Source organism: Roseateles koreensis, from assembly GCF_028595305.1.
Taxonomy (GTDB): Bacteria; Pseudomonadota; Gammaproteobacteria; order Burkholderiales; family Burkholderiaceae_C; genus Paucibacter_A; species Paucibacter_A koreensis.
In genome coordinates this window covers 226,074-249,106 of sequence record NZ_JAQQXS010000008.1, presented here as the reverse complement: position 1 = coordinate 249,106, position 23,033 = coordinate 226,074, and the positions used below count along the sequence as shown (strand labels likewise).

Annotated in this window: 19 protein-coding genes; 11 read left to right on the top strand and 8 right to left on the bottom strand. The window is 61.8% G+C overall.

Annotated features, from left to right (window positions below; all coding sequences use genetic code 11):
- Nucleotides 1-1,765 (top strand): TonB-dependent receptor (locus tag PRZ01_RS11100; RefSeq protein WP_273596847.1); only part of this gene is annotated, 1,765 nt, incomplete at its 5' end.
- Nucleotides 1,766-1,846: 81 nt separating this feature from the next.
- On the opposite strand, the gene PRZ01_RS11095 is transcribed toward PRZ01_RS11100, so the two are convergent.
- The gene (locus PRZ01_RS11095; protein ID WP_273596846.1) at nt 1,847-4,027 is read right to left on the bottom strand and encodes a malate synthase G; all 2,181 of its coding nucleotides are present in this window, start codon (nt 4,025-4,027) and stop codon (nt 1,847-1,849) included.
- A gap of 164 nt (nt 4,028-4,191) precedes the next feature.
- Between PRZ01_RS11095 and PRZ01_RS11090 the strand changes: the two genes are divergently transcribed.
- Nucleotides 4,192-5,115 carry a LysR family transcriptional regulator gene (locus tag PRZ01_RS11090; RefSeq protein WP_273596845.1) on the top strand — a complete coding sequence of 308 codons (924 nt, stop codon included), beginning with the start codon at nt 4,192-4,194 and terminating at the stop codon, nt 5,113-5,115.
- A 128-nt stretch (nt 5,116-5,243) separates the two neighbouring features.
- Here PRZ01_RS11090 and PRZ01_RS11085 read toward each other — a convergent pair whose 3' ends face one another.
- Nucleotides 5,244-5,621, bottom strand: a complete 378-nt coding sequence (locus PRZ01_RS11085) for a hypothetical protein (protein ID WP_338111466.1) — start codon at nt 5,619-5,621, stop codon at nt 5,244-5,246.
- Between the two features lie 134 nt (nt 5,622-5,755).
- Complete coding sequence (locus tag PRZ01_RS11080; RefSeq protein ID WP_273596844.1) at nt 5,756-7,117, bottom strand: serine/threonine-protein kinase; 1,362 nt, start codon at nt 7,115-7,117, stop codon at nt 5,756-5,758.
- Nucleotides 7,118-7,223: 106 nt separating this feature from the next.
- On the opposite strand from PRZ01_RS11080, the gene argS reads away from it, so the two are divergent.
- From argS to PRZ01_RS11035, 9 genes are all read left to right on the top strand, one after another.
- Nucleotides 7,224-8,933, top strand: a complete 1,710-nt coding sequence (gene argS / locus PRZ01_RS11075) for an arginine--tRNA ligase (RefSeq protein WP_273596843.1) — start codon at nt 7,224-7,226, stop codon at nt 8,931-8,933.
- A complete protein-coding gene (locus PRZ01_RS11070; RefSeq protein ID WP_273596842.1) occupies nt 8,930-9,622 on the top strand; it encodes an SPOR domain-containing protein in 693 nt (230 codons plus the stop codon). Before argS ends, PRZ01_RS11070 begins: the two co-directional genes overlap by 4 nt.
- Nucleotides 9,623-9,696: 74 nt before the next feature.
- A complete protein-coding gene (locus PRZ01_RS11065) occupies nt 9,697-10,362 on the top strand; it encodes a thiol:disulfide interchange protein DsbA/DsbL (RefSeq protein ID WP_273596841.1) in 666 nt (221 codons plus the stop codon).
- A gap of 226 nt (nt 10,363-10,588) precedes the next feature.
- Entirely contained in the window at nt 10,589-11,260 is a 672-nt protein-coding gene (gene lptA / locus PRZ01_RS11060) for a lipopolysaccharide transport periplasmic protein LptA (protein WP_273596840.1), read from the top strand.
- Nucleotides 11,257-12,024, top strand: a complete 768-nt coding sequence (gene lptB / locus PRZ01_RS11055; protein WP_273596839.1) for an LPS export ABC transporter ATP-binding protein — start codon at nt 11,257-11,259, stop codon at nt 12,022-12,024. Before lptA ends, lptB begins: the two co-directional genes overlap by 4 nt.
- Before the next feature lie 91 nt (nt 12,025-12,115).
- Complete coding sequence (locus tag PRZ01_RS11050; RefSeq protein ID WP_273596838.1) at nt 12,116-13,630, top strand: RNA polymerase factor sigma-54; 1,515 nt, start codon at nt 12,116-12,118, stop codon at nt 13,628-13,630.
- Between the two features lie 234 nt (nt 13,631-13,864).
- Nucleotides 13,865-15,277 (top strand): ExeA family protein, encoded by a 1,413-nt coding sequence (locus tag PRZ01_RS11045; protein ID WP_273596837.1) that lies wholly within the window; start codon nt 13,865-13,867, stop codon nt 15,275-15,277.
- Entirely contained in the window at nt 15,268-16,581 is a 1,314-nt protein-coding gene (locus PRZ01_RS11040; protein WP_273596836.1) for an OmpA family protein, read from the top strand. Before PRZ01_RS11045 ends, PRZ01_RS11040 begins: the two co-directional genes overlap by 10 nt.
- A gap of 122 nt (nt 16,582-16,703) precedes the next feature.
- Nucleotides 16,704-17,978 carry a THUMP domain-containing class I SAM-dependent RNA methyltransferase gene (locus PRZ01_RS11035; protein ID WP_273596835.1) on the top strand — a complete coding sequence of 425 codons (1,275 nt, stop codon included), beginning with the start codon at nt 16,704-16,706 and terminating at the stop codon, nt 17,976-17,978.
- 22 nt (nt 17,979-18,000) lie between these two features.
- Here the strand turns inward: PRZ01_RS11035 and PRZ01_RS11030 are convergent, their stop codons facing one another.
- From PRZ01_RS11030 to PRZ01_RS11010, 5 genes are all read right to left on the bottom strand, one after another.
- On the bottom strand, nt 18,001-18,771 hold the full coding sequence (locus PRZ01_RS11030) for a 16S rRNA (uracil(1498)-N(3))-methyltransferase (protein ID WP_273596834.1): 771 nt from the start codon (nt 18,769-18,771) through the stop codon (nt 18,001-18,003).
- A 40-nt stretch (nt 18,772-18,811) separates the two neighbouring features.
- Nucleotides 18,812-19,348 carry a hypothetical protein gene (locus PRZ01_RS11025; protein WP_273596833.1) on the bottom strand — a complete coding sequence of 179 codons (537 nt, stop codon included), beginning with the start codon at nt 19,346-19,348 and terminating at the stop codon, nt 18,812-18,814.
- An 18-nt stretch (nt 19,349-19,366) separates the two neighbouring features.
- Nucleotides 19,367-21,049: a long-chain-fatty-acid--CoA ligase gene (locus PRZ01_RS11020; RefSeq protein WP_273596832.1), complete on the bottom strand. Its 1,683-nt coding sequence runs from the start codon at nt 21,047-21,049 to the stop codon at nt 19,367-19,369.
- Between the two features lie 233 nt (nt 21,050-21,282).
- Nucleotides 21,283-22,710: an NAD(P)(+) transhydrogenase (Re/Si-specific) subunit beta gene (locus PRZ01_RS11015; RefSeq protein ID WP_273596831.1), complete on the bottom strand. Its 1,428-nt coding sequence runs from the start codon at nt 22,708-22,710 to the stop codon at nt 21,283-21,285.
- Nucleotides 22,707-23,030 (bottom strand): NAD(P) transhydrogenase subunit alpha part 2, encoded by a 324-nt coding sequence (locus PRZ01_RS11010; RefSeq protein ID WP_273596830.1) that lies wholly within the window; start codon nt 23,028-23,030, stop codon nt 22,707-22,709. The genes PRZ01_RS11015 and PRZ01_RS11010 overlap by 4 nt, the downstream gene beginning before the upstream one ends.
- Nucleotides 23,031-23,033: the final 3 nt, after the last annotated feature.

Here is a 23,033-nt window from a genome sequence, read left to right as displayed (position 1 = left end):
CTCAACGGCGCCATGGCCCACCAGAATGTCCGTCGCATTCAACTCGCTCCCTAACGGCGCAGACAGAGACGACCTCGTTCAGCCACACGCTGGGAAAAACGAATTTTGCAGGTCCGACTACAGCGACACCGGTGGCACGGTAGTTTCAACAGGCAATCTCAATTTGCTGAATTTGAAAAAGGCGCTTGGCCCTTCATTCTTGAACGCCAATGGTGTTGTCCAGTGCGGCACACCCGCCAACCCCCTGCCCTTGGCCGGTTGCACGCCCTTTGATATCTTGGGCGGCCCCAGCGCGTCAACACCCGCGGCCTTGGCCTATGTTATGTCCACTGGCCAAGCCACCTACGGTAGTACGGTCAAGAGCCTCACCGCAGACATGTCGGGAGAATTGTTCTCGCTGCCTGCTGGACCGGTCAGCGCCGCGGTGGGCGCAGAGCACCGCCAGCTGGCGGGCTACGACCGACCGGGGCAATTTGAGCAATCGGGTTACTCTACAGATTTGGCCGCACAGGCTACGGTGGGCAACTACTCCGTCAAGGAAATTTATGCTGAATTGGCCGTTCCAGTATTACGCGACCAACCATTGGCGCAAATGCTGAGTCTTAACTTGGCGACGCGGCATTCAAATTACAGTAACTTCGGCGCAACAACCAATAGCAAAGCCAGTTTCGTCTACAAACCCATCAAAGAGTTGATGACGCGAGGCACATGGGCGCAAGGCTTTCGTGCCCCCACCTTGAGCGACACCTTTGGTGGCGGCTCCCAAACCTTCGATTCGTTCCTCGATCCCTGTGACTCAGTCAAAGGTGACGCTGCTGGCAACGCAGCCACCCGGGCCAACTGCTTAGCCGCCGGCTTACCAAGTACTTACCGCCAATTGAATCAATCCGGCGCACCCGTGACTGCGGCAACTCAAGGCCTAGTGCCATTTATGTCTGGCGCTGGCAACGCTGACTTGAAGCCTGAAACAGCCGTCACCAAGACACTCGGGTTTGTATACAGCCCGGCATCTCTACCAGGGCTGGATTTCTCATTGGATTGGTACAAGATCGTCATCGACAACAGGATCAAAAGTATCAGTGCATCCGATGTGATGAACCAGTGCTATATCAATGGTGTCACCAGTTTCTGCAACAAGCTCACTCGAGACCCTCTGACGGGCCAAATCAACTCGCTGCATCGTGGCAACGCCAATCTCGGCAAGCAAGAAACAGAAGGTATTGATTTTTCACTGAATTATCGATTCCCCGCCATGCCCTGGGGGCAGTTCAGCTTCAAATCTGAGTCGGCCTACGTTAAGAGCTTCAAGGTGAAAAGCACGGCTGATAGTGGATGGATCGATTACATAGGCGAGTTCTCTGGCAACCCCTATTACCGATTTCGTTCCAATATGACCGTTGACTGGGCCCGAGGCGATTGGGGCGCCTCCTTCGGCACTCGATATTACAGCGGGGTTAAAACCCAGTGCTGGGATATTGGCAGCGATACATCACCGCCCGTTGAATGCAGCAACCCGGTCGACACTTGGTCTGATGGCATCGGATTCAACAAAACAAAGGCCATGATCTATAACGACTTGACCATCAGCTACAACACGTCGTGGAAGGGCAAAATCATGGTGGGCGCGAACAATGTGTTCAACATCAGCCCGCGCATCAATTATTCGGCCAATTCGGGCTACAGCGGCAATTCGTCATCAGCGTCTGTCGACCCTGATTTGCCACTCGACCGATTTTTCTGGGTTCGGTACAACCAAGCATTCTGAGCTGATTCCGTAGCACGAATGTTGCGGTAGCCAGAACGCGAGCCCGCAGAGCACTACGCCCTGCGGGCTTTTACGATCCAATCACCCCGCCTTCACCCTCAACCGCCAAGCATGCAACAACGGTTCGGTATATCCGCTGGGTTGGGCCAGGCCCTTGAAGACAAGGTCCAGCGCGGCTTGATAGGCGGCAGAGGTGCCGAAATGGCCGGCCATGGGCTTGTAGGCGGCGTCGCTGGCGTTTTGGCCGTCAACCACTGCGGCCATTCGCTCGAAAGTGGCGCGCACCTGGGCTTCGGTGGTCACGCCGTGGTGCAGCCAGTTGGCGATGTGTTGGCTGGAGATGCGCAGGGTGGCGCGGTCTTCCATCAGGCCGATGTTGTGGATGTCGGACACCTTGGAGCAGCCCACGCCTTGATCCACCCAGCGCACAACGTAGCCCAGAATGCCTTGGGCGTTGTTGTCCAGCTCTTGTTGAACGTCTGCCGCAGACCACTCAGCTTTGGCCACCACGGGGATCTGCAACAGCTTGTCGAGAATGCTGTCGCGCTCGGCGTCGGCATTGATTTTCTCGAGTTCTTGTTGCACCTCAGCCACGTTGACTTGGTGATAGTGCAGCGCATGCAGGGTTGCTGCCGTGGGTGACGGCACCCAGGCGGTGTTGGCACCCGCCTTGGGATGGGCAATTTTTTGCTCCAGCATGGCGGCCATCAGGTCAGGCATGGCCCACATGCCTTTACCAATCTGAGCGCGCCCGCGCAGGCCACACGACAAACCGGTCAGCACGTTGCTGCGCTCGTAGGCTTGAATCCATGCGCTGGTTTTCATGTCGCCCTTGCGGAACATGGGGCCGGCCTGCATGGCGGTATGCATTTCATCGCCCGTGCGGTCGAGGAAGCCGGTGTTGATGAAGGCCACGCGGCTGGCAGCTGCGGCGATGCAAGCCTTGAGGTTGACACTGGTGCGGCGTTCTTCGTCCATGATGCCCAGCTTGACGGTATCGGCGGGCAAGCCCAGCAGGGCTTCGACCCGGCCGAAAATTTCAGCGGCAAATGCCACTTCGGCAGGGCCATGCATCTTGGGCTTGACGATGTAGACGGAGCCTTTGCGCGAGTTGCCCTTGCGCTGCAGATCATGAATGGCGATGGTGGTCGTAATGACCGCATCCATCAGGCCTTCCGGAATTTCCCTGCCATTGGCATACAAGATCGCCGGGTTGGTCATCAAGTGGCCGACATTGCGCACGAACATCAAGGAGCGGCCATGCAGCTTGACCTCGCTTTGGCCGTCTGCGGCGGTGTACACGCGGTCTGCATTGAGGCGGCGGGTTAACTTCTTGCCGCCTTTTTCAAGTTCTTCCGTCAGGGTGCCCTTCAGGATGCCCAACCAGTTGCGGTAGGCCAGCACTTTGTCTTCGGCATCCACGGCGGCGACTGAATCTTCCAGGTCCAGGATGGTGGACAAGGCGGACTCCATCACCACGTCGCTGATGCCCGCGGCGTCGCTTTGGCCGATGGTTGTGCCGCGATCGATCTGGATGTCCAGATGCAAGCCGTTGTGGCGCAACAAGACCGAACGGGGCGCCGCAGCGTCGCCGAGGTAACCCACCAGTTGAGCGGGATTTTGCAAGCCCGTGTTTGTGCCGCTGGCCAAGCGCACCACCAACTTGCCGGCCTGGATGCTGTAGGCCGTGGCATCTTTGTGCGAACCTTGTGCCAAGGGGGCCGCTTGGTCCAGCACTTGGCGGGCGTAAGCGATGACCTTGGCGCCGCGCACGGGGTTGTAGCGGCCGGCCTTTTCAGCGCCGTCCGATTCGGGGATGGCGTCGGTGCCATACAAGGCGTCGTACAGTGAACCCCATCGCGCGTTCGCGGCGTTCAAGGCATAACGTGCATTCAAGATGGGCACCACCAGTTGCGGGCCGGCTTGAATGGCCAGCTCGTCATCCACCTGGGCGGTACTGATTTGCACGGCACCAGGGGCGGGCACCAGGTAGCCAATTTTTTCAAGAAAAGCCCGGTAGACCGGCATGTCTTGAATGGGGCCGGGATGGGCGCGATGCCAGGCGTCCAGCTCCGTTTGCAAGCGATCGCGCTCGGCCAGCAAGGCCACGTTTTTGGGTGCAAGATCGCTCACGATCGCATCGAAGCCCGCCCAAAACTTGGCCGAGTCCACGCCCGTGCCCGGCAACACCTCGGTTTCGATGAATTGATGCAACTCGGTGGCGACTTGCAGGCCGTGAATGGATGTACGTGCGGTGCTCATGACTGAAACCTCGGGTTGGCGGAATACTGAGAATCGATAGCCCTAATTTATGCCAGTTTGTCACCCGGATTCATGACGTTCAACGCAGGGAATTTGTACATAAAACGCACGAATCAAACAAATCCTCGACCTTTTCCATCTCGGCAGCAGCACAATCGGGCCTCATGGACCGCCTCAAGCAGATTGAATCCTTTGTATCCGTCGCCACCCGGGGCAGCTTGACTGCAGCCGCCCAACTGGAGGGTGTGGCACCGGCCGTGATGGGCCGGCGCATCGACGCGCTAGAGTCGCGCCTGGGTGTCAAACTGCTGTTGCGCACAACCCGGCGCATCACCCTCACGCACGAGGGCAGTGCCTTTCTGGAAGATTGCCAACGGCTGTTGATCGAATTTGCCAATGCGGAGTCCAGCGTCAGCGCGGGCGGCGTCAAAGCCAGCGGATTTCTGCGCGTCACGGCGCCCGCCGGTTTTGGGCGCAGGCACGTGGCGCCCCTGGTGCCCGAGTTTCTCGCCGCGCATCCCGAGGTCAGCGTCTCGCTCAATCTGAGTGACCGGGTGGTGGACATTGCCGGCGAGGGCTACGACTGTGCCGTGCGAGTAGGTGATCTGCCCGACTCCAGCCTGGTCAGTGTGCGCCTGGCCGACAACCGGCGACTTTGCGTGGCAACACCGGCCTACCTGAAGCGCGCGGGCATGCCGCAACACCCCTCGGAGTTGTCGCGCCACGCCTGCCTGATGCTCAGCTCCGACGCCAGCCAAACGCGCGGCTGGGCCTTCAATATTGACGGAGAAATCACCCACCTGCGCCCCACAGGGCGGCTCGACTGCAGCGATGGACAAGTGCTGCGCGACTGGTGCCTGCGCGGCCTGGGGCTGGCTTGGCGCAGCACCTGGGAGGTGGAGCAAGACATTGCAGCCGGGCGCCTGCAAACCGTGCTGGAGGACTTTGCCGCCCCGCCCAACGGCATCTACGCCTTGGTGCCGCAGCGCAAACACCTGCCCTTGCGGGTGCGGCTGTGGGTGGATTTTTTGAAGCTCAGCTACGCGCGCCCCGACTATTGGTCGGCCAGCGGTATGGGCGGCCGCTGACGCCCACGAAGCGCGAAGCGCGAAGCTCAGCAAAACCCACAAAGAAAAGCCCTCACGACGAGGGCTGGGTCAGACAGGCAATACCGTCAATCCAAACCGTTCGACCGATCGGTTTGGGCGGCATGCTTTTACTTCGCGTCAGCCACGCACTTCGTGACGAAGCTGGTCTTGGCCGCGCCGGCCAACTTCTTCTCGGCGGCTTGGGTGTCGCAACTGGCTTTAGCGTCTGCAACTGGTGCGGCCGCAGCGCCAGCGCCGTCAGCCACGCACTTCTTCACGAAGCTGTTCTTGGCGGCGCCAGCCAGTTTCTTTTCAGCGGCCTTGGCGTCACAGCTGGCGTTGGCCGGATTGTCGGCATTGCACTTTTTCAAGAAGCTTGTCTTGGCGGCACCGGCCAGCTTTTTCTCGGCGGCTTGCGCATCGCAACTGCTACCGGTTGCCAGCGCATGGGCGCTGCCGGCGAAAGTGAGCGTCACAAGGGTCAGCAGGCTGATCAATTTCTTCATGGAGCAATCCTTAGCGGTTGAACAAAAGGGATGAACAAACGAACAAAAAACGGAGGCATCAATTTCTGAAGCTGCAGCTGACAGGTGCATTTGCGAGCATTCAAGCATGGCAACGCGCCAGGCTCAAGACTGGTTTACATGATTCTGCGCGGATGAGCCATGGCCTCATGGGCGGCATGCAAGCGCCGTACCAGCACTTGGATGAAAGCGCGGTCGAAGCGGTGCTGGCACTCCGGACTCAGCAAACCCAGCGACTCCGGGGTGAATGAAATGGTGATGCAGACCTCTTTCACACGCACGTCGGCACTGTGTTGCCGCAACGCCGGGTTGGGCGCCAAGTAAGCCATCTCACCGACCGAGGTGCCTTTACCAAGCTGGGCCACCAAGGCCCCCTCGCGGAACACCTCAACCCCGCCTTGGGCAATGATGTGGAAGGTGTTGCCCTCCTGGCCCCGTTTGAACAGGGCATGCCCTTCGGGGAAGCGCCGCCAACGCCCGCGATGCACGACCTCCCACAGTTCAACATCGCCGAAGTCGGCAAAAAATTCCAGATCGCGCAGCATATTGAAGCGCTCAGAATCCTTCACTTCATACAGGCGCGCCAGAGGCACCAGCTGCCGGGTCACCAGGTCTGACAGGGCGCGACCAAAGTCCTCCCAATTGTCGTAACGGGCCTCTGGGTGCTTGGCCAGGGCTCGCATGATGACGCCGTCCAACTCGGTCGTTACACCGCTGCGCTGCCCCACCAATGACACCGGCGCCTGGTGATAAATCTGGTGCATCAAGGCCATTTGGCTGGGCGCATCAAACGGCGGCCGGCCGGCGATCAAGTGATAAAGCACGGCGCCCAGGGCATAGATATCAGCACGGCAGTCGACATCGCCGCCTTCGATCTGTTCCGGCGGCATATAAGCCAACGAGCCCACGCGATGCACCTGCGTGGCGTCGGAGCGCAGATTCAACGCGCTGCCGAAATCGCTCACCTTGACATCCGTGACTTGACCCTGCGTATCGAGCACGGCCAGCAGATTGGCCGGTTTGACGTCGCGGTGAATCACGCCTTGCCTGAATACATAGGACAAGGCCATGGCGCATTTGAATCCCAGCTCAACAATTTGGTCGAGCGGCAACAGGCGGTCGCTGCGACAAAACGACTTGAGCGTCAAGCCAGGCACGTACTCCATGACCAGATAGGGCGCGTCCTGATCAGGCACCGCATCCAGGATCTGGACCACATTGGGATGCTGCAGGCGCCCGGCCAGTGCCGCCTCCGCCGCATAGAAGCGGATGCCGTAATCGCTGCTCTGGCCGGTGCGGCTGGTAATCGCCCAAGCGCGCATGCGCTTGATCGCCACCTCGCCGCCGTGAAACTCGTCCTTCGCCAGAAACACATCGCTGGTGGCGCCTTCGCCCAAGCGGCGCGACACCTTGTACTTGCCAATGTAGGCAGGCAAGTCGAGCCGAGGCTCATGCGGTAGAGATGCGTCGTTAGACATGCAGTGAATCATAGGACCTTCTCACACCCCTTCGTCGCAAGTCGAACACGCCCAGGGTCGAAACCCGGGCAGCCGTTCACGACCGGGCTCCCCTTAGAATCTCGCCATGATCCAAGCCAAGCAAGAACTGCTCGCCGCCCTGGCCGAAGCGATTCAAGAACTCAGCCCCGGCGCCACCCTGGCCGCCGCCTTCGAATCCCCCAAGCAAGCCGCCCTGGGCGACTTTGCCTGCACGGCCGCCATGCAACTGGCACGCCCGCTCAAGAAAAACCCGCGCGAACTGGCGCAGGCCCTGATTGATGCGTGCACCGCACGGCCGGCCTTCCAGGCCTGGGTCGATGCAATGGAGATTGCCGGCCCGGGCTTCATCAACATCCGCCTCAAGCCTGCCGCCAAACAAGCGGTGGTAGCCGAGGTGCTGGGCGCCGCAGCCGACTTTGGCAAGCAAGCCGCCAACGGCCAGCATGTGATGGTGGAATTTGTCTCCGCCAACCCCACCGGCCCGCTGCATTTGGGCCACGCCCGCCAAGCGGCCTTGGGTGATGCCATCTGCAGCCTGTTCCAGACGCAGGGCTCGCAAGTCACCCGCGAGTTCTATTACAACGACGCCGGCGTGCAAATCGCCACCCTGGCCAACTCCACCCAATGCCGGCTCAAGGGCCTCAAGCCGGGAGATGCCGGCTGGCCGGAGTCGGCCTATAACGGCGACTACATCCAGGACATCGCCGACGACTTTTTGGCCCAAAAAACCGTCAAAGCCGACGACCGTGAATTCACCGCCTCCGGCGACGTGGATGATCTTGACAGCATCCGCCAGTTCGCGGTGGCCTATCTGCGCCATGAGCAGGACCTGGACTTGCAAGCCGTGGGCGTTCAGTTCGACAACTATTTTCTGGAGTCGAGCTTGTACCAAACCGGCGCGGTGGAGTCCACCGTCGCCAAGCTGGAAGCCTCGGGCAAGACCTTCGAAGAGGGTGGCGCGCTGTGGCTGCGCACAACCGACTACGGGGACGATAAAGACCGCGTGATGCGCAAGTCCGACGGCACTTACACCTACTTCCTGCCGGACGTGGCGTATCACATCAACAAGTTCCAGCGCGGCTACACCAAGTGCATCAACGTGCAAGGCACCGACCACCACGGCACGGTCGCCCGGGTGCGCGGTGGCCTGCAAGCGGCGGGCGTGGGCATCCCCCAAGGCTTTCCCGACTACGTGCTGCACAAGATGGTGCTGGTTATGAAGGGCGGCGTGGAGGTCAAGCTATCCAAGCGGGCCGGCAGTTATGTCACGATGCGCGACCTCATTGACTGGACCAGCCGTGACGCGGTGCGCTTCTTCCTGATCAGCCGCAAGGCCGACACCGAATTCACCTTCGACATCGACCTGGCCCTGAAGCAAAACGACGAGAACCCCGTGTTCTACGTGCAGTACGCGCATGCACGCATCTGCTCGGTGATTCGCAACTGGGTGACGCGCGGCGGTGTCGAAAGCACACTGACACAAGCCGACCTGAGCCTGCTGACTGCCCCAACCGAAGCGGCGCTGATGCTCAAGCTGGCCGACTACCCGGCCATGTTGACCCGCGCCGCCGAAGGGCTGGCGCCGCATGACCTCACCTTCTATCTGCGTGACTTGGCCGGCAGCTATCACAGCTACTATGCGGCCGAGCGCGTGCTGGACCAGACCCCCGAGTTGACACAAGCCCGTGTGGCGCTGCTGGCCGCAACCCGGCAGGTGATTGCCAACGCCTTGGCGGTTCTGGGCGTCAGCGCCCCTGAGGTGATGGCACGTGAGGCTGTGACGGAGAACACATGAGCACTGGGTCGAACAAGAGTCAAAAAGGCGGTTTTGTTCTGGGGCTGATCGTCGGCCTGCTGGTGGGCCTGGCCGTGGCCCTGGGTGTGGCGCTCTACATCACCAAGGTACCAATTCCCTTCGTCAACAAGGTGCCCCAACGCACTGCGGAACAAGACGCCGAAGAGGCCGCCCGCAACAAAAATTGGGACCCCAACGCACCGCTGGCGGGCAAAGCCGGAGCCAAGGCCGCCAGTGGCGTGGTGAGCATGCCTGCCGAGACGCCGCCCGTCACGGCCGCTCCTGCCCCGGCACCGGCGCCCGCGCCAACACAGGTGCTGACGCCAACGCCGGCAAAACCTGTTGAAAAGGCGTCCGAAAAGGGCAATGACAAGAGCGCTACCGACAAGCCCGCGGACAAAGTGGCCGACAAGAAAGCCGACGCCAAAGCCGTCGCAACAGCCGCCGCTGACCCTAACGTTTACTTTGTACAGGCCGGCGCCTTCACCCGCGCTGAGGACGCCGAAGCCCAGCGCGCCAAATTAGCCATGCAAGGCTTCAGCGCCAAGATCACGGAACGGGAACAATCGGGGCGCACTGTGTTCCGCGTCCGCCTCGGCCCCATGGACGCGCGTGATGAAGCCGAAGGCCTGCAGCACAAGATCGAAGCTGCCGGCATGGAAGCAAACCTCGTGACCGTCAAACGTTGACGTTATATTGCCCGGCGAACACGCACTTTCGCCGTCTTCGTTTTTCAAAGTTAAAAGTTCAAAGGACACCTCTCATGCAGCGTCGTGACTTTTCAGCCAAGCTGAGCCTCTCCGCACTCGGTCTGGCGACCTTGGGCTTGCCGGGCATGGCCCAGGCTCAAGGCGGCCCGGCTGAAGGCAAGCAATACCTGCGACTCAGCCAGGCATTGCCGACGACGCCCGGCAAAATCGAGGTGATCGAGTTTTTCTGGTACGGTTGCCCTCACTGCTATGCCTTTGATCCCGTGCTGGAAAGCTGGGTCAAGCAGCTGCCAGCGGACGTCAGCTTCCGTCGGGTGCATGTGGGTTTTCGCGCCAACATCAAAATTCACCAGCGCTTGTTCTTCGCCCTGGAAGCCATGGGCAAGGAGGCGGAAGTCCACACCGCTGTGTTCAACGCCTTCCAGCGCAATATGCCGGACGACGAAAAAGCCACGATCGCCCTGGCAGGTAGCCTGGGCCTGGACGTCGCCAAATTCACAGCCGCCTATAACTCCTTCGGCGTGCAGACCAAGTGCGCGCAAGCTACCAAGTTGTCGGAGGACTACCGCATTGACGGCGTGCCGGCGCTGGGCGTGGCCGGCAAATTCCTGACATCACCCGCCATCGCTGGCACCCGCGGCGCCACTGAGCAAGTCAACGGTCAGCAGTCTTTGGCGGTGGTGGACTTCTTGATCAAGCAGCTGCGTAACAAGGGCTGAAGCCAGGCGGGGCCGTGGCCTAGGGATCGAACCCAAACGGACTCGATCTCAGACTCGGCGGCCCCGTGAGACTCCTCGGGCACCGAGGGCCGTCCCGCCCGACACTGTGACCCAACTCAGGGCACCCTTTTCAGCTGAATGCGATGCACCATTGATACGGCCCCGGCATCCTTGCGGCGCAAGCCCATCGGCAGGCACTAGAATGGTCTGCAAGAATTGTGCCGCCATGAACCCCTCCCAACCCCGCAAAGCCGCCCCCCCCACATGCATCGCCCGTGGCCTCAGCCTGAGTTTGATGCTATGCCTGGGTGTTGGCACCTCACCCGCCTTCGCGGAAAAGGCCGATCAGTTCAAGCCCCTGAGCATTGCCTCCGACAAAGGCGGCCTCATCGACATGGCGCGCCAACGCACCGAGTTCAACGGCAATGTGGTGCTGAGCAAAGGCAGCCTGCTGCTGCGGGCCGAACGCATTGATGTGCGTGAAACCGGCGACGGCTACTTTCAAGCCTATGCCAACGGGCAGACCGGGCAACAGGTCAAATTTCGCCAGGCACGCGACATCCCCGGCGAAGCCGTGGAAGGGTTTGCCGATCAAGTGGAATACGACACCCGTAGCGACACCGTGCGCTTCATCGGGAATGCCGTCGTGCACCGGACGGTGGGCACCGCTGTGGCCGATGAAGTCAGCGGCGCCCTGATCGTCTATGACAACCGCAGCGAGGTGTTCACGCTCGACGGTGGTCAAAGCTCGCCGCATCCGACAGGGCGTGTTCGCGTGGTCATGATGCCGCGAGGCGGCCCGGCAACTCCCGCTGCGGCGGACACACCGTCCGCGCCCACGCCCGGCTTGAGCTTGCAGCCCAGCACCAGCCTGCCCGCCGGCAAAAAGCCATCATGACGCCCGCCTCCCCCGACGTTGCGCGCAGCCGCCTCGACGCGCAAGGCTTGGCGAAAACCTATGGCGTCCGCAAAGTCGTCAAGAACGTCCATGTGAGTGTGGACAGCGGCGAAGTGGTGGGTTTGCTGGGTCCCAACGGCGCCGGCAAAACCACCAGTTTCTACATGATTGTGGGCTTGGTGCGGGCCGATGCGGGGGTGATCCACATTGATGGTAAAGAAGTGCAGCACCTGCCCATCCACCAGCGTGCCCGCCTGGGCCTGAGCTATTTGCCGCAGGAAGCCTCGATTTTTCGCAAGCTGAATGTGGAAGAAAACATCCGCGCCGTGCTGGAGTTACAGCTAGACGCCGAAGGCCGCGCCTTCAGCAAGGCCCGCATCGACGAATTGCTGGAAAACCTGCTGCGCGATCTCAGCATCGACAAACTGCGGGACAGCCCCGCACCAGCACTCTCTGGCGGCGAACGCCGACGCGTTGAAATCGCCCGCGCCCTGGCCACACAGCCCCGTTTCATTTTGCTGGACGAACCCTTTGCCGGGGTCGACCCCATCGCCGTGCTGGAGATTCAGCGCATCATCAGTTTCCTGAAGGCACGCGGCATCGGTGTGTTGATCACCGATCACAATGTGCGTGAAACGCTGGGCATCTGCGACCGCGCCTACATCATCAGCGAAGGCGCCGTGCTGGCTGAAGGCCGGCCTACCGAGATTGTGGACAACGCCGATGTGCGCAAGGTCTACCTCGGCGAAAACTTCCGCATGTAAGCATGTTTGCCCCCACGCTCGCTTTGCTCACGGCCCCCCGAGGGGGCGCACCGGCCCCTTCGGGGGGCCGTGCGGGTGCGGATGGGCGGAAATGAAGCAATCCCTCCAACTCCGGCTGAGTCAGCACTTATCGTTGACCCCGCAGCTGCAGCAATCCATCCGGCTGCTGCAGTTGTCGACCCTGGAATTGAACCAGGAAATCGACCAGATGCTGGCGCAGAACCCGCTGCTCGACACCGAGGAAGACTACAGCGTCGCAGCGCCTGAAATCAGCGAACCTGCTCGGGCCAGCGCGGCCGACGACAGTGGTGCTGAGAATGAATTGGGCGCAGGCGCCGAGGTCGAAACCACCCCTGAAATTCAGGCCGAAGACTTCGGCACCACCGAGCGTGACGACTGGGAGAACGGCACCGAGGGCGACGATTTCGACGGCATTCGCGAGTTGCCCAGCAATCACAACAGCACCGGTGCGGGCAACGACAGTGACGACGAGCGCAGTGATCAGGAGTCCGCCGGCATCAGCCTGCAAGAACATCTGGTGCAGCAACTCGCCGGCATGGGCCTGAGCGAGGCCGATCGCGTGGCCTTGCACGTCCTGATCGAGTCCCTCAATGAAGATGGCTATCTTGAAGACTCGCTGGAAGACATTGCCAGCGCGCTGACCAGCGACGAAGAAGCGCTGGAGGAATTGCAAGACCATCTGCGCATCGCCTTGAAGTGGCTACAAAACATGGACCCGGCCGGCGTCGGAGCCCGCGATCTGGCGGAATGCCTCACACTGCAACTGCGCGCCCAGCCGCGCAGCCCGGCTCAAGTGATCGCCATCCTGATCTGCAAATCGCATCTGGAACTGCTGGCCAAGCGTGATCAAAAGCGTTTGATGCTGCTCACCGGTGCCGACGACGCCTTGCTGCGGGATGCGCAAGCCATGATCCGCGCCCTGGAGCCCAAGCCCGGCCGGCAGTTTGCCCGCGGCCAGGCGCAGGCCGTGGTGCCCGACGTGATCGTGCGCAAAGTCGGGCGCGAATTGCGCGTGATGCTCAACCCTGAAGTCGCCCCCAAACTGCGCATCAACGAGATGTATGCCAATGCCCTGCGCCAGACGCGCGGCGGCATCACCAACAGCGCACTGGGTGGCCAATTGCAGGAAGCACGCTGGTTCATCAAGAATATCCAGCAGCGCTTCGACACCATCTTGCGGGTCTCCAAAGCCATCGTTGAACGGCAAAAAGGCTTCTTCACGCACGGCGCTTTGGCAATGAAACCGCTGGTGCTGCGCGAGATCGCCGATGAACTCGGTCTGCACGAATCCACCATTTCGCGCGTGACCACAGCCAAATACATGGCCACCACCTTCGGCACCTTTGAGCTGAAGTACTTTTTCGGCTCCGGCCTCAGCACTGAAACCGGCGGCAATGCCTCCAGCACGGCCGTGCGGGCGTTGATCAAGCAGTTCGTTGACGCTGAAAATCCTGCCAAGCCCTTGTCAGACAGTGCGCTGGCCAGCATGCTGGAAGAGCAAGGCATTCAAGTTGCCCGCCGCACCGTGGCCAAATACCGCGAAGCCCTGAAGATCGCCCCAACCAACCTGCGCAAAGCCTCCTGACGATTGGGCCCCTGCCTGGAGTGCCCCACGGCTCGTCAGGCACCCGCCGTCGGTACAGAGGCCTTGTGCGCGGGTCTTCGCGCTGATTGCCCCACTCCCGTCCCAGCTTCAGGGGACGCGTGCGTGCATAGTTCACACGGCTTGGGAGCCTCCCGCCCCGATGCGGCGCACCCCCCACACAATCATCGCAATCACGGGCCACGTCCTGTGCTGCGTATTGATGAGGACCCCGCCATGGCCGTGAACGCCAAAGCTCCAAGCCGACTGCCCGAGGCCGGGCATGCGGCGCCTGCACGGCAGCCTGAACAAGCATGCGACGACTTGCCCTGTGCATCGCTCGAGTTGCTGCGCTTAAAACTGTGCGCCAGCCTGGCTTCAGGGCGCGGCATCGTGCTCCTGACAGGGGCCGCAGGCGCAGGCAAAACCCACTTGCTGCGCATGGCAATGCAGGACCGGCAAGCCCCAGCGCACATCGCCAGCCTCAGCTTCACGGCTTTGAGCGGGCCGGAAATCCTGCAGTCCATCAGCTACGCCTTTGGCATGCCGCAACGGAATGGGGCAACACCGTCCGAAAGCTGGCTTCACGAGCAACTCAAGCAATGGACCCGCAATGGCGAGGCCGCCTTGCTGATCATTGACGAAGCACAGAGCCTGACGCACGACGCGCTCGTCGCCCTGCTCAGACTCCACCAGGCGCAAAGGCGGTGGCAGGGCACGCTGCGCATGATCTGGGTCGGTCAGACCGCCTTGCTTCAGCGCCTGAACGCACCGGCGCTACAGGCATTTGTCGCCGAATTGGGGCCAAGCTTTCAACTGGCACCGCTGCCACAGAAAGAAGCCGATGCCTTGATCCGCAATCGACTCACGCAGTTGTTGCCGGATCAGCCACGCCCGGAGTGGACACCCGCAGCGCTCGACGCCATCCGGCGCCACACCCAGGGCTACCCTGGCCGCATTCGGCTCTTGTGCCAGCAGATGATCCAGCTTGCATGGCTGATGGACGCCCAGCCCCTGATCGAAGCCCATCATGTGATTGCACAGGCGAACGAACTGGGGTTCGCCGCCAACCCTCAGGCACCAAGTGCTGCCGCACCGGCAAACTGGGGTGAAGTGCCTGCAACGGCTCCAGCACCGGTGCCTGCAGCAGTCGCTGCACATCACTCACCGCGTACCGAGTCGATCAGCAAACCCAAGCTCAATACATCCGACGCAACACAACGCCGATGCGCACGCGTTGGCGCCTGGACCGGCCTGTTGGCGCTGGCCACCTTGAGCCTTGGAGTCCTGCTGCATCGTCCGACTGCAGATCGATGGGCGCCTACCCCGGCTCTGACAGCAACACCCCGCATCACGGTGGCCATCCCGTCGGGATCTACACCGACTGCCACACACAACGCTGTACACATGGCCCAACCCATTGCCGAACATGCTGCGCCTGAAGTCGCTACCTTCACGGCGGAGGTTCCCGTCCCCCAAGCTACGGCGCCCGTTGCCATGCAGATGGAGCCCACGGCCGCTGTTGCGACTCGGCCCACGGCACAAGCGCAGCATGCCAGCGCCGAGTGCAGCCAGTTGCTGGTGCGTTGGTCGCTGGGTGAAACATTGAGCACCCAAGACCGCCTGACCCTGGAATCGCAATGCCGATGACACCTCGCCCCCTTTTTGCTGCGCTGACGCGCCACGACCTGGCGCGCACCAGTGCGCTGCTCATGCTCGTGCTCTTGTTCCTGCAACTGGGTGCCTGCAATTCGCCGCCACCGGCACCACCCACCCCGCAATCCGTCTTCGAGCACGAAGTGCAAGTTGTGACCGAAAGCCTGCTTGCGCAATGGCGTGCTCAAGCCAAGTCTGTACTCATCGGGCCAGGCCGCCAGCGGGTGAGCGTGGGAGCCATCACAGATCAAATCGGCCCGACCGAGGGCGCTCCGGCCACGCCTGCCAGCCCCTTCATGCAACAGGGCACGCGGGCAAGCGCACAGGTTCGGCATTGGCTGGCCGCACGACTGAGCGCGCTCGAAACCGAATTCGAACTGCGCGAAATCCCGCCCCTACAAACCGGCGACCCACTGCCAACGACACTCTTGCTGACGGGCACCTTGTCTCACAAGCCAACATCGTCACACCTCCTCGAATCCCGACAACACCTCGCTGCTGAGAAGCCGCCCGGCCCAAGCACCTGGGTGCTGACGTTGTCGCTGATTGACCTGAACTCCCACCAGGTTCTCGCCCGCCAGCATGGCCCCGTGCACATTGACTCGGCGGCTTCGTTGCCGGCGCCGTACTTTCAAGACAGCCCCGTTCTGCTGCCCGCCAGACCGGGCACCTTGTTGTCTGAACGCCAAGGGAACACCATCAAGGAAAGTACGCACGACGACATGGTGACCCAGACGCTGCTCGCCCAAGGCCAGGACGCCTATGCCACGGGAGCGTATGCCCACGCACTGCGCATGTTCGAAGCCGCCGCGCAATGGGGCGGCCAGTCGCTGCGGGCCTACAACGGCCAATACCTGTCCCACCTGAAGCTGGGGCAGCAGGCGCAGGCCCACCAGGCCTTTCATCACATGGTTGCAACGGGCCTGGCGAGCCGAACGTTGGCCGTCAAATTCCTGTTCATGCCCGGGCAGACCGCCTTCTGGGCAGACTCTGCGGTCAGCAGCGCCTACGACTTCTGGCTGACGGAAATCTCCAGCCAGGTCGCCGCCGGTACCCATTGCCTTGAAATCACCGGCCACACCAGCCGCAGCGGCACAGAAGCATTCAACCGGCAGTTGTCCCTTGCACGCAGCGATCGTGTGCGAAATTTGATGGTGGAAAAACAAGCCGGGCTCAGTGGCCGACTGAGCACCCAAGGCCGGGGGTGGCTGGACAATCTGGTCGGCAGCGGAAGCGACGACGCACGGGACGCCATCGACCGGCGGGTTGAATTCAAGGTCCTCGACTGCGCGGGTTGACCGGCTCTTGAACGTCCAAACTGCGAAGTGGCGGGCGGGCGTCGCCTCAAACTGGGACAATCCACCCTTGTCCGACCTTTTCCACTTCAGGCAGCCGCTGCGCTGCAGGAACTTGCCCGCCCATGCTAGCCACCGATAAATTGCACCTGTTTGTTTCCTGCGCCTCAGGCGTCGAGCCCTGGCTCGAAGCCGAGGTGCGTGGCATTTTGCCCGGCGCACACACAGAAGCCTTGCGCGGTGGCGTGGCCGTGCGCAGCAATCTGGAAGGGGTCATGAAGCTCAATCTGGAGAGCCGATTGGCGCAACGGGTGCTGATCGAGTTGATCGACGGGGGCTACCGTCATGAGGACGATATCTATGCGTTGGCCTTGCGGGTGGATTGGTCGAAATGGATCACCCCGGCCGAAACCATTCGGGTGGACACAACGGCGCAACGCTCGCCGCTGCGCAGCTTGAACTTCGCCACCCTGCGGGTCAAAGATGCCATCTGCGATGTGTTGCGTGATGTGCATGGCGAGCGGCCCAGCGTGGACACGCGCTTCCCGGACCTGCCCGTGATGCTGCACTTGAGCGAAGAGTACGCCACGCTGTATGTGGACACCTCGGGCGAACCCCTTTTCAAGCGCGGTTGGCGCGAAGACAAGGGTGACGCCCCGCTCAAAGAGACACTGGCAGCCGCCATGCTGGCCGCCGCAGGTTGGAAGGGCACGCCCGAGACGGGCGGCGCCTTGCACGACCCCTGCTGCGGCTCCGGCACCATCGCGGTAGAAGCCGCGCAGATTGCCTGCGGCATGGCGGCCGGCATGCAACGCCGCTTCGCCTTCGAGCGGCAACTGCCCTTTGTGCCCCTGCGCGGTCGTTGGCAAGCCATCAAGCAAGCCGCCAAAGACCGTGAACATGCGCCTGCCGTGCCCATCTTCTGCAGCGATGTGGCCTTCCGCATGGTGGACTTCGCCCGCCGCAACGCCGAACGTGCCGGTGTGGCCCAGTACATCCAATTCAACGGCGGCGATGCGCTGGAACGCTCCGCGCCCGAATTGCCCGAAGGCATGCCAGGCACTTTGATGATGAACCCGCCTTACGGCGAGCGCATTGAGGTGCGCGGTAAAGCAGCGGCCTACCGCGACGCGTCAGGCTCTGAGCAGCGCGATGCAGAGGAAGACTTCTTCCCCCGCTTGTCCGCCCACTGGAAGCGCAGCTACACCGAGAACCCCGCAGGCTGGACCGCTTGGCTGCTGTGCCCCGACATGAAGTTGCCCAGCAAAATGCGCCTGAAAGAATCCCGGCGCGTGCCGATGTGGAATGGCCCGATCGAGTGCCGCCTATTCCGTTTCGACCTGGTCAAAGGCTCGGCACGAACGCCCAAGCCCACGGGCGAGGAAGGCACCACGGCCTGAGCCGAAGGGCTTCTCAAACGGACTAAACGGACTGCAGCGCCAGCCAGCCCAGCACCGCCAACGGCGCGGTGTCGGCACGCAGAATGCGCGGCCCCAGTTGCACGGCCTCAAATCCCAGCGCTCGTGCCGATTGTTCTTCGGCAGGACTCAAGCCACCTTCAGGGCCAGACAAAACCAGGGTTGAAGTAGCTTGGGCCTGCGCGGGGGTTTGCGCCAGTTCACGCAAGGGCTTGGCTGCCGTCGGGCTGAGCAACCAGCGGCGCTGTTGCTGCGGGTCGTGGGGCGGCAGTTTGTGCAGCCACTGCGCCAGTGTTTGTACCGACTCGATTCGGGGCACCACACTGCGCCCGCTTTGCTCACAGGCGGCCACCGCCACGCCTTGCCAGTGCGCTTGCTTTTTGTCGGCGCGCTCACCCGCCAAGCGCAGCACCGAGCGCTCGCTCATCAACGGTTGGACCGCCGCCGCACCCAACTCGGTTGCCTTCTCGATGACACCGTCCATCCGGTCGTTGGCGGGCATCACCACGCACAGGGTCACGGCGTGAGGCAGTTCGCGGTGCACCCATTGACGGGCATGCAAATGAACCGTCACCTCGCTGCGGCCCATACGTAGCACCTCTGCCTGCCATTCAAAACCGGAGCCATCAAACAAGGTGAGCGCAGCGCCGGGCTGCAGGCGCAACACCTGCACGTGGCGCGCCGCGCCCGCAGGCAGGTTCAGTTCACGGAGGGTAGAGTCAGGACCGTCCGAGGATGCGGTCAGTGGAATATCGACGTGTAGACGGGGCAGCATGGCAGGGCGTGAAGTACGTGCCCTCAAGTGTGCCGCAAGTTCAGGCCCGCATCCCCAAGGCGCGCCGGACCTGCTCCGCGACCACCTCGCCTTGCGCTTGTTGAACCTCACCCACAAAGCGATCAGCCATGTTGCGCAAGGCCGCCAGATCGGCACAGCGCTCGACCTCCAGCACCATGCGATACCCCTTGATCAAGCCCAGATACTGCTTGGCATGGCGGGTCATGAAGCCGTAGAGCTCGGCATGGCCCAGGCCGGATTGCGTGGGCGCAGCCGCCTCGGCGGGCAAGGTCGCCTCAAAAGGCTCCGGGCGCGCGGGCGTTTGAAGAACTTCGGCGGTGGCCGGCGTGACGGTAGTAGTAACAGCGGCAGCGGCTGTATCCGTCAACAAGCCGTGCGCCAGCAACTGCGCCAGATCGGCCTCGGTCGCCCCTTGAACCAGCCCCAGCCATTCACCCGCCGGGCGGGTGGCATCCAGCACCAGCAAGAGATTGCGAGCACTGCGTGAGAGGCCCAGCTGACGGGCCTGCACTTCGACCCGCCCCGCGGGCGAGCGCTGAAAACGTTGCGTCAGCACCTGAGTTTCAGCCGATCGTCAAGCCGACTTCTTCGCGTCGCGCAACTCGCGCCGCAAGATCTTGCCCACAGGCGTCTTGGGCAACTCGCTGCGGAACTCAATGATCTTCGGCCGCTTGTAGCCCGTCAGATTGGCTTCGCAATAAGCGCGCACATCCGCTTCGGTGAGGTCGGGGTTCTTCTTGACGATCACCACCTTGACCGCTTCGCCCGCCTTGTCGTCGGCAATGCCGACCGACGCACACTCCAGCACGCCGTCCATCTGGGTGAGGACGTCTTCGATTTCATTCGGGTAGACGTTGAAGCCGCTGACCAGGATCATGTCTTTCTTGCGATCGACAATCTTGAAGTAGCCGCGTTCATCGACCATGCCAATATCGCCTGTGCGGAAGAAGCCGTCCGGCGTCATGACCTGGGCGGTTTCGTCGGGACGCTGCCAGTAGCCAGCCATCACCTGCGGGCCGCGGATAGCGATTTCACCGGAGCTGCCGGGTGCCACTTCCTGGCCACTATCGTCCAGCAAGCACATGTCGGTGCTGGGCATCGGCAAGCCGATAGTTCCGGTGTAGGCCTTGCTGTCGGTCGGGTTGCAGCTGACAATCGGGGAGGTTTCGGACAAGCCGTAGCCCTCGCAGATGGGGCAGCCGGTTTTTTCCAGCCACAGCTTGGCTGTAGCCTGCTGCACCGCCATACCGCCGCCCACGGCGATCACCAAATGGCTCCAATCGACGGTCTTGAATTCAGGGTGGTTCGCCATGCCCATGAACAAGGTGTTGACCGCAGGCAGGCTGTGAAAGCGATGCTGGGCCAGTTCCTTGAACACGCCGGAAAGATCTCGCGGATTGGGAATCAACACATTGCAGCCGCCCACATGCATGGACAGCATCATGTTGGTGGTGAACCCGAAGATGTGATACAGCGGCAGCGCGCAGACGCTGACCAACTGCTCGCCCGCGGGGATTTTGCTGAGCGCGGGCTTGTACCAAGCCTCGGCCTGCATGACGTTGGCCACCAAATTGCGGTGCAGCAGCACAGCGCCCTTGGACACGCCGGTCGTGCCGCCGGTGTACTGCAGCACGGCGATGTCATTGGCGGCAATCGCCGGGGCCCGGTACGTCAGGCTGCGCCCTTTGGCAACCGCATCTTTGAAAGTCACGGCACCCGGCAACTCAAAGGCCGGCACCATCTTCTTGACCTTACGCAGCACGTAGTTGACGATCATGCCCTTGGGAAAGCCCAGCATCTCGCCCATCGAGGCCAACACGACGTGCTGGGTCGGGACCTGCTTGATCACCTGCTGCAGGGTCGACGCAAAGTTCTCCAGAATCACGATGGCCTTGGCGCCAGCGTCCTTCAGTTGATGCTCCAGTTCACGCGGCGTGTACAGGGGGTTCACATTGACCACCACATAACCCGCCCGCAAGACGGCGGCTACGGCCACCGGGTACTGCATCACGTTGGGCATCATCAGGGCGATACGGTCACCCTTTTCGAGGCCCAAGCTCTGGAAATAAGCTGCCAGTGCGCGCGAAGCCTCGTCCAGCTGACCAAAACTCAGCTGCCGGCCCATCATCTTGTACGCAGGCAGGCTCGGGAATTTCTTGAACGCCGAGTCCATCAAGTCCACCAGGGACGGGTACCTCGACGCATCCACCTCTGCTGGAACCCCCTCAGAGTAGTTCTTCAGCCAAATCTTCTCCATCTTTTGCAGTCTCCTAGCTATCCCTGAATTCTGACCTATTGCTGACAAGCCCATTGTCGGACGTTTCGACAGCCGCCTCGGGCGTGTCAAAAAAGATGAAGAAAGCAAACATCTCGCCCCCAGGAAAGGGCATTGCGCGCAATCAGCAACACTTGCGCCGTCGGAGGATCAAACGGGTGGGCGGTCCAACGCCCCAGCGATGACTTGCCGCGCAGTTAGCGCGGCAGCCAGACTCACTCCACCGCTTTGACCATGTCCTCGACCACCTTCTTGGCGTCGCCGAACACCATCATGGTTTTGTCCATGTAGAAGAGTTCGTTGTCGAGGCCGGCATAGCCCGCCGCCATGCTTCGCTTGTTGACGATGACCGTCTTGGCCTTGAACGCCTCCAGGATGGGCATGCCGTAGATGGGGCTGCCCTTCACATGCGCGGCAGGGTTCACCACGTCGTTGGCGCCCAGGATGATGGCGACATCGGCCTGGCCGAACTCAGCGTTGATGTCTTCCATCTCAAACACCTGGTCATACGGCACCTCGGCCTCGGCCAGCAGCACATTCATGTGGCCGGGCATGCGGCCCGCCACCGGGTGAATGGCGTATTTCACGGTGACGCCATGGTCAGTGAGCTTTTGGGCCAGCTCCTTGACCGCATGCTGGGCGCGCGCCACGGCCAGGCCGTAACCGGGCACGATGATCACGGTTTCAGCATTGCTGAGCACAAAGGCGGCATCGTCAGCGCTACCGCTCTTGACGTTGCGCTGCACCGCGCCACCGGCCGCAGCGCTGGTCGTATCGCCGCCAAAACCGCCGCCAATCACGTTGAAGAAGCTGCGGTTCATGGCCTTGCACATGATGTAGCTCAGGATCGCGCCCGAAGAGCCCACCAGCGAACCCGCAATGATCAACATGCTGTTGTTGAGCGAGAAGCCAATGCCTGCCGCTGCCCAGCCCGAATAGCTGTTCAGCATGGACACCACCACCGGCATGTCAGCGCCACCGATCGGGATGATCAGCAGCACGCCCAACGCGAAGCCAATGACCAGGATGGTGTTGAAGGCGGCCCAAGACTGGGTTTCCCAGAAGCCATAGCAGCTGACCACCGCCGCCAGGCCGAGCGCCAGATTCAGCTTGTGTTGCCCGGTGAAGGACACCGGCGCCCCTTGGAAAAGCCGGAACTTGTACTTGCCCGACAACTTGCCGAAGGCGATGACCGAGCCACTGAAGGTGACTGCGCCGATGAAGGCGCCCAAGGCCAGCTCAACCCGGTTGCCGCCCGGAATGGTGCTGCTCCCCGCGACGGTGATGCCAAAGGCTGCGGGCTCCAGCACCGCCGTGGCGGCGATGAACACCGCCGCCAGGCCGATCATGCTGTGCATGAAGGCCACCAACTCGGGCATCTTGGTCATTTCGACCTTGTTCGCCATATAGGCGCCCAAGCCGCCGCCGATCACCAAGCCGGCCAACACATAGCTCAAGCCGAAGGCGTTGCCGTCAGCCAATTTGACGATCAGGGCCGCCGTGGTCAGCCCAGCGATGGTCATACCCACCATGCCGAACAGATTGCCCCGGATTGAGGTGGTTGGATGCGACAGGCCCTTGAGCGCCTGAATGAAGCAGACGCTGGCAAGCAGATACAACAGAGTGACGAGATTCAGACTCATGGCTTCTTGGCTCCCTCGGCGGCCTTCTTGTCTTTCTTCTTGAACATTTCCAGCATCCGCCTCGTCACGAGGAAGCCGCCGAACACGTTGACGGCAGCCAGCGCAACCGCCAGCGTGCCCATGAATTTACCCAGATCGGTTTGCGTCAGCGCAGCAGCCAGCATGGCGCCGACGATGACGATGGCCGAGATCGCGTTGGTCACCGCCATCAGCGGTGTGTGCAAAGCAGGCGTGACCGTCCAGACCACGTGATAGCCGACATAGATGGCCAGCACGAAGATGATCAGGTTGGTGACGGTGGGGTTGACGATGTGTTCCATGCG